Consider the following 14,451-nt stretch of genomic DNA (forward strand, 5'->3'; position numbering starts at 1 on the left):
AGAACTGATTAACCTATTGTGAATGCCAGAAAGGGTACAACCCCAGAACCCAGCGAGTATTTCTAAAAAAGGGTACCTCTCTGTTCTTGAAAGAGAAGTTAGAGAGGAGCGAGAGACTGATTACGAGAACTCAAAAAATGGTATACTTGAGAAGTCCACTAATGAGCTGAAGTATTCAGATACATCATTTATTCCTGGAGTTGAAGTTTTGCGGTCTCTGACTAAACCCGGCAAGATAGTAAAAGTACAAGTTCCAGACGACCATATAGATTCCAACACAGTCAATATACGTGATGAATATGGGTTTTTCTGTGATAATGAAGTAGTAATACAGGGAGAATTAAAAGGTCAAAAGATCAAAGCATTCGGCAGAATTGTTGCCATCGATGATCCCGTAATCAAAGTAGAACTGAGTAGCGGATCCTCTTCAGTTAGTAATCTGAAACAGCAGCTTCCTCCAGCGAATAATGTAACTATAGCAAACATCCTAAATCATATTCCATATGATAGAAAGTTAGAGGCGATTCAACTTGCTAAAGATCATCCGATTAGAGGATACCTTGTCGGAGATGATCCTGTAAGGTTCTCAAACAAACAGGTGACGACCACACGCCGGTTTGACAAACCCCTCTACAGTAACGAGCAACAGGCAGAGGGTATTAAAAAAGCACTAAGAGCGGATCGACTTGCCTGTTTACAGGGCCCTCCAGGAACAGGAAAAACGCGTGTGATCATTGAGTTAGTTCGGCGCATAACTTCTGCAAATAAACGCGTTCTAGTTGCTGCAGAAACTAATGCAGCTGTTGATAATATCTTAATCGGGTCGAGTGAATTTGAATCCACTGATGAAAGAAGCCTTCTCTATCATCATGAGCGTGGAAAACTCAGAGCAGCTAGAACTAATCCCGACAGAGAGGGTATTCACCCGTTGGCAAGGGACCGATTTAAAGACAGCAGTTTGAGAAGGGCGGATGTAGTTGCTTCAACGAATAGTAGCGCTAGCGAGATACCTAATAGTCAGACCTTTGATTACGTTATTATTGATGAAGCCACACAAGCATCTATACCTTCGTCATTGATACCGACTGTTTATGGCCAAACCACTATTTTAGTCGGCGATCATAAACAATTACCGCCATTCTCACATCAAAACGCCATCCAAAAGTCGCTATTTGAACGATTATACGCTGAGGATGGCATATATGGCCCGAGAATAGGTATAAGATTTAACACACAATATCGGATGCATGAACGTATTGCTGGGTTCTCCTCAGAAGAGTTCTATGATGAGGGTTTAAAAACAGCAAGTGAAGCAGGGAAGGTAAGTAAAAATATTGATGTTTATCCGGTCGGAATATTTGATGTTTCCGGACATAATGAGATAGGAAATAAGCCAAAGAAAAACCCAGCGGAAATTGAGTGCGTTAAAATGCAGCTGAAAATGCTGATTGAGAATAAAGGAATTAGAGGGAGCGATATTGGTGTTGCTGCAGCCTACAAAAAGCAAGCAAATGAAATCGAATCCCATCTCCAACAATCCGAAATTCAGGATGTGAGTAGTGTTAAGGTAAACACATTTGATTCATTTCAAGGAAGTGAACGAGATGCAATGATACTTTCATTCACACGTTCAAATGAGAACGGAAACATCGGTTTCTTAGGTGACGAAATTGGGAAGCGGCGTCTCAATGTCGCCCTCACTCGGGCTAAACGATATTGTGCACTTATTGGTGATTGGGAGACGTTGCGTGACGGTTCCGAGCTTTATGATCGCCTGTACCAGTACGTCACATCGGAAGTCCCTCCCAAGAAGGTGAAAACATAAACACTCACTTCATTCTATCACGCTCTATAACCACGGGGTCGTACGTCGACGAAATCTAATTCCCGATTTTGCACATCGATCTCGAGCCGGGATGTGCAAGATCCACCGCGAGTCGGGACGATCGTCGCGACGATCACGCCGACCACCGACCCCGGTCAGTTGCTCTTTATATAGGGCCGAGAGTCACGTGACCACAAAGTCTGGGTTTCGATGTGATTGTGCAAATCACAATGCGAATCCAGACAGTCGATATTTGGGAGCAAGAACCGGTTTGACGGCCATATGCTGATAACTAATTATCAATACTGATATCCTATGAGAAGATACTAATCTATCCGCTAATATGAAAGTACGTACCCATGGCGCTGTCAAAGGCACAACAGAACAGACTCGCGTCGTATGTCGCCGACGACGAGACAGCAATCACAGCGTGTACCAGAGGTTCAGTTACATATCTACTGACGGACCGGCGATTTTTCAAATACTATGAGAACGAAGAAGCGACGACGGTCAAATCCATGTTCTTGGATGGGCTGGGCGGAGTAAACATCCGGAGAGAGGAAGGAGAAGATTACAACACTGAGAGCTTGGCAGTCGGATTGATCGCGCTCCTTACCGGCCTCGTCTCGTTCGCAGTTCAAGGCCAGATGCCGGAGGCAATCTCTGCAGTATTCCTCTTGACCGGATTCCTCGGACTCTGCGGCGGTATAATCGGTCTCATATACGCATTCGACACCGAGGAGAGCAAGATTTCGGTTCAGCTACAGTCGCCAGAAGGGCAAGTCGTGTTCGCCTTCCACCTACGCGAGAGTTCGATGGATTTCGCTAAATCGCTCTCGAAGGCAGCCAGCAACGCCCATACACCGGACGAAGAACACGTCAGAACGGTTTCGGCCTAATAGCGCCGAGACAACCGCTCTATCCCGCTACCTCCACTTGTTTTCAACGGCTGTCCGATACCGAAGCCCGATCACCGAGGTATTCGCGATCTCCTGAATTGTCTCGGGATCGAACTCACCTCGAGCATCGTCGATGTTCTGTTCACTCTCGACCAAGTGCGTGAGCGCGGCGTCGATCACGACGGACATCGGCGGGTCATCGTACTCGTCTTCGGCGACGATCGCGCTCGCGCGGTCGAGTTTTCGCTGCCGTTCGTCGGTGAGTTTCAGACTGGTTCGCTTGGTCATGGTTTAAGCGGGGGTATGCACGGGGGGTCGATTCGCGTCGCTCGCGGGTGAGTAACCGGTCGGTCCTTTATCAACGGGGGTCAGGGTCCCGGCGTGATCACGGCGGGAGTCATCCGGATCGGTCCCGATTCTATGCACCTCGCGAGCCCATCGCCCATAGCAGGGTGCATACATCGAGGTCTCCCGATACATCTGCACGCGCTCCCCAGGGGTCGGCTTCGAAGACCCGGTTCCACAGCTCTCAATCACGCTTCTTCCTCACCCGCTTCGAGCCCGGCGAGTTCCTTCGCATGCTCGAGGTCGTCGGCTTCCTCGAGAACGCGGGCGGTCGCCTCCTGGACGAGCTGGGGAAACTGGGCCCGGAGTTCGATCGCGGTCAGTGCCTTCCGCTCGAGATTTCGACGGTGGTCTCGTCTGGCCTCCTCCAGGTACTCGTCCATCATGCGTCGATCTCCTCGACTAACTCGAGGGTCCATTCGCCGTCGTCGACGTGACGGATGTGAACGTGATGTTCGCCGTCGATCTCGCCGTCCGCATCGAGTAGGCCCTCAACACGGAGATCGTCTTTCGGGAGTGTGACGCCTGCCGAGTTCTGGTCTAACATCCGGAGTTTGTTCAACGCCATGCAGCGGGCGGCAACCCGCCTTGGTATAAAATTTTCTGAGCCTATGTGTTGCCTAGATTTTAGTGGCGTTTTCGACTAGCGGGGTTGACCCCCGGCTGTATGGCTCTTAGCCTCCCCCAGAAGTTCGTTCCCGGCGCGGTTCGTCGGGAGGACGGCATCGACCTGACTGACAGCATTCTCGCGCCGATCTTCGTACTCGCGTCGTTCTCGATCGGCGCGGTCGGCACCCTCGAGTTCGGTGAACCGCTGAACTTCGCGCTCACCGACGCGCTCTATTCGGCCCACGGCACCGAACTCACCTACGCGTTCATCATTTCGATGGGAGTGCTGGTGATCGGTTGGCTCACCAACGAGAACACGCCCGAGGACTACACCGACATTGAGACTGTCGTCATGCTCCTCGCGGTCCTGCTGAACGTGCTTGGCGCGCTCGTTCCCGCCGTCTCGGTCGCTCTGGAATCGATGTGGTACCTCGGCTGGTTCACGGTGTTCCTGAACGGCGCGGCGTTCTACCTGATCGCCTACAAGTAACTCGGAGGTCCGATCAATGAATTTCAACGTTTTCGACGGTGTGACGGACGAGTGGTACGGAACTGTGATTACTGGATACATCGTGGCCGCGTCGATGGTGACGGTCGTCCTGGCCGCGGCGATCGCCGCGGGGGTGGTCTGAATGGCAGCCCAAAGCCCACAGCCCACGGCCCACCGCGCGTTCACGATCCTGTTCGCGGTCCTGCTCGTCGGCTCGCTGCTGGCCCCGATTGCGGCGACCGCACCGGCGGCCGCGCAGGGCAGCGACTCCATAGAGATCAACGAGGATTGCGGAGCCACCGCGAAGTTGGCTTTCCCGCGGTCGTGCCACGCTGCCGAGGCCGTTTTCGGGAGTGTCGACACGACCCAGAGGGCCGATTTGATCGAGGTCGACGTGCATACCGGGGCGCAAGCGATCTATCAGGGCCAGCAGCAGCGAGACTCTGTTTATCAGAATTATCTCGAAGATACCGAGACCCTCGCCTCGCTCGAAGCGCGGAATGCGATAGCGACTGCTTATGAGAACAACAAAACGGCTATCGAGGCGCAGGCAGCGGGCCAGAAGGCTATCAATGATTATTATGCTCACCACCAGCGCCAGAATCTTGAGATGCTGGCGGCAGACTCTGCAGAAATTGCATATTATCACAATGTCACGCTGAATAACAGCGAGATCTCCGACGATTTTATTTCACCGTGGTCAGTGAGCACGACGGACACGTCGACGTCGACAATCGACGCGTCGGTCAACGGGACCATGGGGGCCAGCACGACGCTGGTTAATGGCTCTCAATATAATTACACAACGCTGGGGCTGGATGTCTATGCGGAAACTTCCACGGATTCAGGTTCGACCTTGACGCAACCACTTTCCGTTGATCGCTACCGTGCTGAGGATGGTTACTTCGGACGCGGATATTTCGGTCTCGACTACCTGAATCCCTCGAACGAGCCAAAAGCCGAGTGGGCTGGTGGGTTCAACGTGATGAACGCTCCTGCTGCCTCGCTGAACTCTACGACGGTCTACGATGCTCGGCTTGTTGCCCAGCGCATCCACGACATCGAACAGCAGGCTCAGACCGTCCAAGACAATTACCCGTCCGGCGTCGCCGAGGATCTCTACGCCAAGATGGATGCGGGCGAATTGAGTCCATCCGAGGTCCGCGGAGCCGAGGGCATGGTCCGCTATCTCTCCGGCAACGAAACCTCCGGCGACAATCTCGAGTTCGCGCTCAGGCACACCCTCGACCTCGAGCAGCCTGACGACCTTGACGGGACGATGGTGGTTCACTTCAATGGCGAAACCGATCGTGAGCGGACCACAGACTCCAACGGCACGGTCTCGTACGAGTACGCCGCAGTCAATGAGACGTACGAGGGCATGCTGTTCGCGAGCGGATTCCCCAACGAGACCGCCGAGACTGGCACCACTTACCAGGTGAGCGACTTCGACGGCCAACCGTCGATGTTGGTCAACGGCAGCGAACTCGTCATGTGGTCGGGCGAGTTCACCATCCAAGAAATGTACGATTCCGACGGGAACGCCGTCGAGACTGCTCAATACAGCGGTCCCGAATATGGCACCTACAACGCGACCGAGTACGTTCAGGGGCTCGACAATGCCAGCGATGCGCGCGCTGAAATCGTCGAGAACGAGACCGATGGTGGCGGCGGCATCGGGTTCCCAGACAACCCCTTCGACGGGGGCGGCGGTGGCGCGTTCGTCGGACTCGTCATCGTCGGGGCGCTCGTGGTCGTGGTCGCCGTCGTCGTCGTCGTTCAATCCGATTCCTGACGATGATGAAACGCGCAATCACATTGCTGGCGATAGCCGCCCTCTGTGGGCTTATGGGCATGGGCAGTATGGGCGCTGTCGCACAGAACACGACCACAAACGCGACCGTTCAGAGCGGCCACCTCGAGAGCGATCTCGCCGCCGCCGACACCCTCGAGAACAGCGAGACGATCCGCTACAACGACATGGCTCGAATCGTCGGCTGGGAGTTCGAGGAGGACCGCGTCCAGGTGGCCGTCGCGACGAACGTCACCACCACGGTCGCGATCTCCGACGCCCTCGCCGGCGTCGGCCAGGAGGGAGCCGTCCAGGTTCCCGAGACCACCGTCGACCTCGAGCGGGGAGTCCACGTGATCACGGTCCCCGTCGAGACGGTCCGCGGCGGCTCGGCGGTCGGGGTGACCGTCGACGGCGCGACCGTCCGCCTCTCGACGGCGATGGACGATCAACAGGAGGCCAACCCGTTCGCCACGTTCGGCGGTGAGAGCGGTCTATTCACCGGAGTCGGGATGACGGTCATCCTCGCGGTCCTCGGCGCGTGGTGGGTCATCCGCTCGGAGATCAACGGGGTGATCGAAGCGTGAGCCCCGAGACGAGCGGGACCTTCGGCGGCTGGGCCGATCGGCTGACCTACGTCGTCGCCGAGGGCCAGCTGGTCGTCGCCGGCTTCGCGGTTACCCTCGGCGCGCTCTTGCTCCTGATTCGACCCGAGATTCCCGGCATCCCACCGGTCGCGAAGGGCATCTTCGCCTCGCTGTTGCTCCTGGGGCCGCCACTCCTGGGACTGTTTGTGACCGGCGCGCAGAAGCTCCGCAATCGAAATATGGAGGAAGTCTACCACATCAACGGCGTCGACGACACTCGGCGAAAACTGTACGTCGCCCCCGAAGTGTGGAAAGAGAAGACCGTCGAGGGCCCGTCGCCGTATCAGGTGAACGACGGCGATGCCTTCGAAGTCCACGAGTTTACCTATCACGACGACACCGGCCAACTCGTCGTTCGTGGCTGCTACTTCAGCCAACTTGCCGACTCCAAACTCGTCACCATCCAGGCCATGCTCGAGGACGTACACGGCGATCTCATCGACGCTTTCCTCGAGTACAATCGACTCCGCGGCCGAATCAGTAAGATGGGTCTCGAGATCCAGAGCGACGTGGTCAACGAGGAAGCCGAGGCCGACGAGCGCGGGCTCATGAACCCCCGAACGACGGTCAAAGACCGCTTCGAGGCGGCCAAAGAGGACGCTGAAGCCCGCGACGTGGACGAAATCAAGGACATCACCCAGTACGTCGACGACTACACCGACGATCACGGCCCGCGAACGCCGGTCGCTACGGGTGACTCGACGGCAAATCAGGCAGCAACCGACGGAGGATCTGACCGATGAGCGACGAACAGGACAATTTCACGGTTGGCGGCTTCGCCGAGTGGCAACAGGGCAAGCAGGCGAAAGATCCCGACGAGGTGCTCCCCCACTCGGGGTTCGTCCGTGACGAACAGATCGACCGCCAGATGACCGTTCGGGCCCTGCACCACGATCCCGACCGGTGGGAAGGCAAGGCGGCAGCCACCTACATGGACGTTCAGAAGAACCGCGATATTCTCCGCGGCGAGGGCGGCCACACCGCCTGCCAAGCCCTCGAGAACGGGGACACGCTGACGCTGAAACACTATATCGGAGACCCGAGCCAACAGGCCGACCTCTCGGGCATCAAGGCGATCACCCGCCTGCAGGAGATTGTCGCCGGGCCCGCGCCCGTGATCGTCGTTCTCGGGGAAATGGGTGCCGGCAAAACGAACCTCGCGTGTCTGCTCCTGCAGCTGCGCGACCGGTGGGTCGACGGCGACCTGCTCGTCGGGTCGAACATCCGCACGCTCCCGCGAAACGACGACTGGGTCCGCGACGACGGCACAGTCGAGGACGGCTGGATTCCCAACTTCCCCCTCCTCGAGGAATGGGTCGGCCAGGACGGCGACCCGATCGAGAACCCCCAGCAACCGAAGGCCTTCGTCGGCGACGAGTTCTCGACGAACGCCAGCGGAACCGGTTCAGACGGCCAGAAGGTCCGCAAGCTGATGGGACCCCTCGTGTTCAAGATCCGCAAGTACAACGGGATGCTCATCTATATCGGCCACGACGAATCCTCGATTCACCCGATGCTCTGGCGTGTCGGCACGATCATCAAGAAGCCCGATCGCAACAACAAGGGCAAGGCGATCGTCGCCGACCGGATCTCGGGCGGCAAACTCCAAGATGTTGACCCCCGCCCGTTCACTGGCATCCCACCCGCCGACTTCGAACCCCACACCAACGATGAGGCCGACTGGTCCTGGTCCGCTCCCTCGAGCGACAAGGACGAGGGGCCGGCGATCGCCGAAGACGAGGTGAAACGGGTCGCTGCCTGGACGATGGAAACGTGCCGACAACAGGGGATGTCCGCCCGCGAAACCGCCGAATTCGTCCCGTACAGTCACGCGACCGTCTCGAACTGGTGGAACGACATCGATAAGGGCGGCGAGAAGCGCGACTGGGTTGACACCGTCGAGCGGGTGATCGCATGACGGCGTCGGGGTGGAAAGCTGTAAAGCGTAACCTGTCCCCCTTTAGAAAGAGGCCCAACGCCCACGGCCCACCGCGCTCGCTTCCGACCGGAAGCGAGCCGAGAGCGATGGGCCCGCCCTCGCTGCAGGCAGCGGAGGAGGATATATATCAACGCGCGGAGCGCGTGCGTAGTCGCCAGGAAAGTGATATTTTCGAAGGGCGAGTTCGAAGAAATCGCGACGCGCGTCATGGAGGGGGATCGCCGTGGCGGTGACCTTCCTCCGGACCCTCGCGTTCGTCGCTCGATTCACCGCCGTCGATCTCGCCCACCAGCTCCGACGCGACCTCGAGCGGAGAGTGTTCTCGAAACAGACCCTCGGGCTGATCGGCGTCGCGATCGCCGTCGCCGCGTTCGCGCTCGGACAGGGCACATGGTCGATCGCGGCTCTGGCCATCCTACTCGCTGGGTTCTTTACCTACGGCCCCGCTCGAGCGGATCGGCGCTGGCGAGACGACCGGAGAGACCCGTGAACCGCTCGAAGCGCGCCAATCACTTCGGCACCGCCGTCGAGAAACGGATGGCCGAGAAGCGACGGTTCGACCTCGAGCGGGCGAGTTGGCACGACGCCCGATTCGGGAACGGCACACCTGTCGAGATCAAATCGACGATGCACGAACATGCCGACGGCCAACCTGGGAACTGGAAGGTCTACCGCGAGTACCACGAGAAACTCCGGCGTCACGACGGCTGGTACTGTTTCGTCGTCTACCGGCCGCACGGGCGATCGGGCTGCACGGTTCTTCGCGACAAAATGGTCCGTGCGGGCGATCTCCCGCTACTCCGCTGGCACGGGGGCGGTGATCACCGCGGGACCGAACAGGCGAAGATCTCGATCGACTCGATTTTCTAATCAGTAGTGACGACGATTTCGACGTACACACGACCCACGAAATCCGCGTTTTTCGACTTACAGAATCAATCTGTTCCGGCCAAAACGGAGGGAACATATCGGTCTAGTAGAAAAGGGAGAGGCTCAGACGGGAGGCCGGCTCGAGTTATACACACAGGCTGCGGCATCTCGTGTGCATATTCGGGAGTCGATTTCTGTTGACGTGCGACTCCTGGTTTGGAAGATAAAAGAAAGAGAGATAGACTAAAGAAATTATTTATAATTATATATGAAAGATATCCCGAATGTTACGAGTTTTGGATGGTAACGGGTCCACCCATCGATTGGACCATATCTTCACCACGCCATTCGGTCCCAGCTTCGTCTAAAGGTTCCTCAAACGCAGAAATTCCGTCTACAACAGCATTTTCAGGGATATCACTGCCATCAACCATGTCAGCATCCGCTGCAGCAGAATATGCCCAGAGTCTGGCCAGCGTTTGCATTCTCCCTAGATCTATTTGTACGAGTTCGTCAGCTAAAGTGACACCCGTTTCCCAGACAGTATTTGCGGTGGAAACCATCTTAGACAGGTCATTCATCTCCTCATTTGGAATTGCCATGATGATGTTTGTCCTTCTATTTTCATCAGATATATCAGAATTGTCAAAGCGTACATCAAGCTGTACTTCGAATGGCATAAAGTAGTTCTTTCCGACATTCACGTTATCAGGGAAAGTAACATTGAATTCTCCAAGGCCACCAAAACCATCACCATCTCCTTCAAACCGGGCCTTCGTTGTTTCCAATGTCTTGTATGGACCCTGGCCTCGGAGGTATTTGTCATTGTCTCCAAAGGGTTCAACGTCTACACTGATGGTGATTTCACCGACAGATGAAAGGGGTGCATCTGTTGCCCATGAGAGTACATATGGCACACTCGCGTTCCAACTCTCATCGTTAGGATGACCTATCTCATTAGGCATCACGATTGCCTTCGCATCTTTGCCCTCAGCGACCACACCCTCTTCCCAAGGATCAACAGGTGCTTCTTGACCTTCTCTGAAAACCATGGGTAAGTCTAACGAACAGACAAAGCTGTAGTCTGAATTAACCTCTGACCTTGCGACACTTGAGGCTGGAATAGTAGCGGCTGAAACACCAATACCACTAGCTATTTTCAAAACATTTCTTCGATTCATATCTACTCTTTCACCAGCTTCGTTACCCATGTTTCTACTGTAGGACCACCGTTGCAAATATCTTTTGGTGGGTAGTAATTATAATGGCCCATATTTGGAATATTATGATCTAAAAGGATCTAATGCCCCATTCCACCATGCATAATAATACACAAACAACATAATAAAATAATTGGGAGATTAGGATGGTAGCTATACACATCTGATTGAAATGGAGATGTCCGTACAGAAGTATGATAGAGACGTGTGATTTTTGCGCTGGTCCCTTGAGGACAGTGCAGAAGGGTGCGGTGTATTTTAATGAAGTGGCCTTAGCCACACGGTCCGCTGAGACAGAGGAACGCTCGGGCGGCCTTCTATTACTTCGGTGACACGGCGGCGATTACCGCGAGAACAAGTAGGCGATAATCTCGATCGACTCGGCTTTCCAACCCGCCTAAGCACTTTCGCTAGTTCGGCTTAGCATGGTCCCGCCCACATCTACCACTGCTGCAACGCCTCTGTATCGTCCGGTATCGGCCGGTTCGTCTTACCCTCAGCGCGGCGCGCGCTCTGCGCGCCGCGCAATTGCCCTACCCCCTTAGGGGCATCTACCGTAGGGGTACCCGGCAACCCCGTTACCCACGCCAACCGCTGAAACGTGCAAATTTTCGCGCTCTCACCGCTGTATCAGCGGTTCTATCGCTCCCTCGAGTCGGCGAAACTGGCCCAAATCTCACCGACTCTCGCCGTTAACACCTTGGTGAAAGTAATACACTGCTCGAAAAGGGAGTGTACTGAACGGGACTATAATTCACACTAGCAGAAAAGCGAGAAACAAAGGACAGAACGCGTGTGCTGCAGCTACTCGGCGAGGCGAACCGGACCAACGACGGCCTACTGCAGCGGTGGCGGCAGCTCGTCGACACGGACTCTCACGTCGCGGTCGTCGATCCGCTCCCGATCGCGGAGCGAGGCAAGGTCGTGGATCGACGCGCTCAGTCGCTCGAGGTACTCGAAGCCGATCTCGCTTCCGTCGGTCGTACTCTCGCCGCTTTCCTCGTCGTCCATGTCCGTCTGCCCGTCTTCGTCCTCCTGCTGTTCTTCACGGCGCTCACGGCGATCGTCGGCCCGCTCGTCCAAGTCTTCCGGCGTGTCCTCCGGACGCACTTCGCGGAGGATCTCGCGGGCCCGCTCGAGGACGACGCGGGAGACGAAAAACACCATCACCGGGTTGCCTTCGCGAGAGACGACGCCCTCCTGGGCGAGCCGGCGAACGTGGTACCGGACCGTCGATCTCGCGAGCCCGGTCCGCTCGACGAGCGTGTCGTAATTCGCCCCGTCGTGTTCGGCGATCACCCGGAGAATATCGTAGACGGCCGTGGTCGACTCTTTCAGCGCCTCCCGGTAGATGTCCGTCGCGAGGTCCTCGTACCGCTTCCGGAGCATGTCACGACGGCCTGTCGGCCGCTCGAAGTCCCACGGCGCGGACTCGGGCCCATCGAAGAAGTCGTCGGCCACCAGGTCCGAGCGCTCGATCCCGGCCCATCGTGCGTGCGTCGCGACGACCGTTCGCAGGTGCTCGAGGATGTCGTCCCAGTCGGAGACGTGGGGGAGTTCACCCCGATCGACCCCCGAGTACGATGCCTCGAGTTTGGGATGGTGGAACGGATCGGTTTTCGGCTTCTTGTGCCACTGATTCGCCTGATAGATCTTTACCTCGGTGCTGTACCGCTGGGGATCGAACCCGAGTAGGTGCCACCGGTCGCTTTCGACGAGCGCCTCGAGCCAGCCTTCTTGCTGGCGGCGCTGGTGAGCGTCGATCTCGGACTCGCCGCCCCAGTCGATGAGCTGTTTCGATTGCTCGAGGGTCTCGATCGCGGCGTTCTTCTTCCCGATCGCGAACCGGATGTGTGCTTCGGCTTTCGGAACCCGACGAGCGTCGTCGACGCGGTCCTCCAGGCCGATCGCATCGGCACCGTAGACCGCCCGGAGTGCATCATACATCCGGCGCTCGATCTCGAAGGGGTCCTCGGCCCACGTCGTCCACGCGAGCAACCGCGTTCCCTCTCCGTACGGGCACTCGAGCGGGTCACCGCTCTTGTAGACCATGTCGCGGAACTGGGGCATGATCTCGACGTGCAACGCCAGCGCGGGCTTTCGAAGCTCACGCTCACCGTCGTCGTCCTCTGGCCCCCACTCGCGGAGTTTCAGGTGTTGCTCGTAGTACGCCCGGTAATCGTTACCGCGGCCGGTGCCGGCCTTCCATCGCGACGACGTGAGTACCAGGGCGTAGTCGCCCACCGGCAACCAGTCCGCTTCGAAGTCCTCAACCGCGACGTGCGGCTCGAGGTCGCGATCGCCGACACGCTCGCACCAGTAGGCCAGCGAGCGATCGTACAGGGTGCCGCGATCGCTCCCCTGAGCAGCGGCGTCGTTGACGTCCGCGAGGTGGTTCATCACCGCCGCGCCGTGAGCGCGGGGCTTCGGGAAGGTGTCGGACTCGGACCCGGTTACGTCATCGAACTGCACCGGGTCATCGGTCACGTCGACGCTCACAGCGGCCCCTCCCGCGCGTCGCGAACGGCGCGCGTACAGTCCGGACAGAGTCGTCGGAGCCCATCGACGGCGTCGCCGCACCGTTCACACTTGCTATCCTCGACGAGTCGGCTCACTGCGACCCCTCCTCGAGCTTGGCCTCGGCGCGAGCGAGCAGGTTCCCGATCGTACCGGGACGGCGATCGGTCTCACGAGCGAACTGGCGAACGCCGACGCCCTTCACTCGGCACTCGAGGTAGGCTTCACGCTCGGCCTCGGTGAGCTGGGAGAGATCGGGCCGAAAGTCGACGAGCGTCGCCTGTTCACTCGACATGCTCGCTCACCTCCCGTTCGGGGGTCGCGACGTGCCGGACGTGTTCGTCGGAGAAGCGAATCTCAACGCCGGTCCACCCGTCGACGAACGCACTTGCGTCCTCACCGCCGACTCGCATCGGGAGCACGATCTCGTAAGGGTGGCGCTCACACCGCCAGCCGAACGTGATGAGTTCATCGAAAGCGGCCGTGAGCGCGACGTGTACGAGGTCCGGTTTCTCGATCCGCTGGGACCCTTTCGACTTTACCACAGGATGACCGCACTCCGGACAGACCGGGATATTCTCCGCGTCTCGCGTGGGTTCACGGACGACCGTCGGCGGTACGATGCCGAACCGCCCGAGACCGGCTCGGCTCATCGGTCACCTCCCGAACGAACGTTCCACTCCATCGAGGTGATCTGTTCCGCCCACGTCGAGTGGCCGTACTTTTCGGCGTGCTGTGCTGCTAACCCCACGCCGTTACGGGCTTCGCCACCAAATTCGCAGTCGTGACACCCGTAGTTGACCGCGATAACACCGCTTTGATCGGGTTTCATCGGTCCACCTCGCCTGATTCAAGTGCGCGGCGAACGTCCGCGTCGGTCACTTGATGGGCCGGATGGGCGATGGGCGTCCGACTCTCGACATCGTACAGCCGACTCGCCGGGACGAAACCGCTACGCATCGGCCTCACCTCCGTGACGACCGGGTGATGTCTCCGGGTCCGGAATCGACACGTCGACCCCAGCTGCAGAACCGCGGCTCAGTCGCGCGTACGTATCGCAGTCACCACACCGATGGGCTCGGTCGTCGTCGTCACCGAAAACGCGACGGAATCGGTCCGTCACGTGGGCTCCGCAGTGATCGCACGTCGAGTTGTCGACTGACGGCCACGGTGCGACCGTCACGCCGACCACCTCCGTTCGGTCTGTCGACTACGTGGTAATATATCGAAACCGAGAATTGGATTTTCGACCGTCTCGAGGGTACGAGACGCTAAGAGTTGAACACTTAGGGAATTAG

At 57.5% G+C, this 14,451-nt stretch carries 20 protein-coding genes; 10 read left to right on the plus strand and 10 right to left on the minus strand.

Going from position 1 to position 14,451, the window contains the following annotated elements:
• The first annotated feature begins 22 nt into the window (after positions 1 to 22).
• Together ALTAJ2_RS18405 and ALTAJ2_RS00455 are read left to right on the plus strand one after the other, a co-directional pair.
• Positions 23 to 1,825 carry a DEAD/DEAH box helicase gene (locus ALTAJ2_RS18405; RefSeq protein WP_081603344.1) on the plus strand — a complete coding sequence of 601 codons (1,803 nt, stop codon included), beginning with the start codon at positions 23 to 25 and terminating at the stop codon, positions 1,823 to 1,825.
• 359 nt (positions 1,826 to 2,184) lie between these two features.
• Positions 2,185 to 2,724 carry a hypothetical protein gene (locus ALTAJ2_RS00455; RefSeq protein ID WP_007108832.1) on the plus strand — a complete coding sequence of 180 codons (540 nt, stop codon included), beginning with the start codon at positions 2,185 to 2,187 and terminating at the stop codon, positions 2,722 to 2,724.
• Positions 2,725 to 2,751: 27 nt separating this feature from the next.
• On the opposite strand, the gene ALTAJ2_RS00460 is transcribed toward ALTAJ2_RS00455, so the two are convergent.
• The 3 genes from ALTAJ2_RS00460 to ALTAJ2_RS00470 form a co-directional block, all read right to left on the minus strand.
• Positions 2,752 to 3,012 carry a DUF7386 family protein gene (locus ALTAJ2_RS00460; protein ID WP_007108831.1) on the minus strand — a complete coding sequence of 87 codons (261 nt, stop codon included), beginning with the start codon at positions 3,010 to 3,012 and terminating at the stop codon, positions 2,752 to 2,754.
• Between the two features lie 245 nt (positions 3,013 to 3,257).
• Complete coding sequence (locus ALTAJ2_RS00465; RefSeq protein ID WP_007108830.1) at positions 3,258 to 3,452, minus strand: hypothetical protein; 195 nt, start codon at positions 3,450 to 3,452, stop codon at positions 3,258 to 3,260.
• On the minus strand, positions 3,452 to 3,637 hold the full coding sequence (locus ALTAJ2_RS00470) for a hypothetical protein (protein WP_007108829.1): 186 nt from the start codon (positions 3,635 to 3,637) through the stop codon (positions 3,452 to 3,454). The genes ALTAJ2_RS00465 and ALTAJ2_RS00470 overlap by 1 nt, the downstream gene beginning before the upstream one ends.
• Positions 3,638 to 3,736: 99 nt before the next feature.
• Here ALTAJ2_RS00470 and ALTAJ2_RS00475 point away from each other — a divergent pair, with 99 nt between their 5' ends.
• The 8 genes from ALTAJ2_RS00475 to ALTAJ2_RS00505 all read left to right on the plus strand — a co-directional run bounded on the left by ALTAJ2_RS00475 (position 3,737) and on the right by ALTAJ2_RS00505 (position 9,416).
• Positions 3,737 to 4,168, plus strand: coding sequence for a hypothetical protein (locus ALTAJ2_RS00475; RefSeq protein ID WP_007108828.1), 432 nt, complete (start codon positions 3,737 to 3,739; stop codon positions 4,166 to 4,168).
• 16 nt (positions 4,169 to 4,184) lie between these two features.
• A complete protein-coding gene (locus ALTAJ2_RS20210) occupies positions 4,185 to 4,310 on the plus strand; it encodes a hypothetical protein (protein WP_275039500.1) in 126 nt (41 codons plus the stop codon).
• Positions 4,311 to 5,963 carry a hypothetical protein gene (locus ALTAJ2_RS00480; RefSeq protein WP_050031406.1) on the plus strand — a complete coding sequence of 551 codons (1,653 nt, stop codon included), beginning with the start codon at positions 4,311 to 4,313 and terminating at the stop codon, positions 5,961 to 5,963.
• 5 nt (positions 5,964 to 5,968) lie between these two features.
• Positions 5,969 to 6,547: a hypothetical protein gene (locus tag ALTAJ2_RS00485; protein ID WP_081603353.1), complete on the plus strand. Its 579-nt coding sequence runs from the start codon at positions 5,969 to 5,971 to the stop codon at positions 6,545 to 6,547.
• Positions 6,544 to 7,350: a hypothetical protein gene (locus ALTAJ2_RS00490; RefSeq protein ID WP_007108824.1), complete on the plus strand. Its 807-nt coding sequence runs from the start codon at positions 6,544 to 6,546 to the stop codon at positions 7,348 to 7,350. The genes ALTAJ2_RS00485 and ALTAJ2_RS00490 overlap by 4 nt, the downstream gene beginning before the upstream one ends.
• The gene (locus ALTAJ2_RS00495) at positions 7,347 to 8,525 is read left to right on the plus strand and encodes a hypothetical protein (protein WP_007108823.1); all 1,179 of its coding nucleotides are present in this window, start codon (positions 7,347 to 7,349) and stop codon (positions 8,523 to 8,525) included. The genes ALTAJ2_RS00490 and ALTAJ2_RS00495 overlap by 4 nt, the downstream gene beginning before the upstream one ends.
• Before the next feature lie 244 nt (positions 8,526 to 8,769).
• Entirely contained in the window at positions 8,770 to 9,036 is a 267-nt protein-coding gene (locus ALTAJ2_RS00500) for a hypothetical protein (RefSeq protein ID WP_007108822.1), read from the plus strand.
• Positions 9,033 to 9,416, plus strand: coding sequence for a hypothetical protein (locus tag ALTAJ2_RS00505; RefSeq protein WP_006651064.1), 384 nt, complete (start codon positions 9,033 to 9,035; stop codon positions 9,414 to 9,416). Before ALTAJ2_RS00500 ends, ALTAJ2_RS00505 begins: the two co-directional genes overlap by 4 nt.
• A 287-nt stretch (positions 9,417 to 9,703) precedes the next feature.
• Here the strand turns inward: ALTAJ2_RS00505 and ALTAJ2_RS18955 are convergent, their stop codons facing one another.
• The 7 genes from ALTAJ2_RS18955 to ALTAJ2_RS19995 form a co-directional block, all read right to left on the minus strand.
• Positions 9,704 to 10,627, minus strand: coding sequence for a hypothetical protein (locus ALTAJ2_RS18955; RefSeq protein WP_144240169.1), 924 nt, complete (start codon positions 10,625 to 10,627; stop codon positions 9,704 to 9,706).
• Positions 10,628 to 11,473: 846 nt separating this feature from the next.
• A complete protein-coding gene (locus tag ALTAJ2_RS00510) occupies positions 11,474 to 13,135 on the minus strand; it encodes a DUF7845 domain-containing protein (RefSeq protein ID WP_007108821.1) in 1,662 nt (553 codons plus the stop codon).
• Between the two features lie 112 nt (positions 13,136 to 13,247).
• On the minus strand, positions 13,248 to 13,448 hold the full coding sequence (locus tag ALTAJ2_RS00515) for a sigma factor-like helix-turn-helix DNA-binding protein (RefSeq protein WP_007108819.1): 201 nt from the start codon (positions 13,446 to 13,448) through the stop codon (positions 13,248 to 13,250).
• Positions 13,438 to 13,806, minus strand: a complete 369-nt coding sequence (locus ALTAJ2_RS00520) for a hypothetical protein (protein ID WP_007108818.1) — start codon at positions 13,804 to 13,806, stop codon at positions 13,438 to 13,440. The genes ALTAJ2_RS00515 and ALTAJ2_RS00520 overlap by 11 nt, the downstream gene beginning before the upstream one ends.
• Positions 13,803 to 13,985 carry a hypothetical protein gene (locus ALTAJ2_RS00525; protein ID WP_049900099.1) on the minus strand — a complete coding sequence of 61 codons (183 nt, stop codon included), beginning with the start codon at positions 13,983 to 13,985 and terminating at the stop codon, positions 13,803 to 13,805. The genes ALTAJ2_RS00520 and ALTAJ2_RS00525 overlap by 4 nt, the downstream gene beginning before the upstream one ends.
• Positions 13,982 to 14,113, minus strand: a complete 132-nt coding sequence (locus ALTAJ2_RS20215) for a hypothetical protein (protein WP_275039499.1) — start codon at positions 14,111 to 14,113, stop codon at positions 13,982 to 13,984. Before ALTAJ2_RS20215 ends, ALTAJ2_RS00525 begins: the two co-directional genes overlap by 4 nt.
• Complete coding sequence (locus ALTAJ2_RS19995) at positions 14,106 to 14,345, minus strand: DUF7563 family protein (protein WP_081603343.1); 240 nt, start codon at positions 14,343 to 14,345, stop codon at positions 14,106 to 14,108. Before ALTAJ2_RS19995 ends, ALTAJ2_RS20215 begins: the two co-directional genes overlap by 8 nt.
• Positions 14,346 to 14,451: the final 106 nt, after the last annotated feature.

Origin of the sequence: Natrinema altunense (assembly GCF_000731985.1) — an archaeon.
GTDB classification, from domain to species: domain Archaea; phylum Halobacteriota; class Halobacteria; order Halobacteriales; family Natrialbaceae; genus Natrinema; species Natrinema altunense.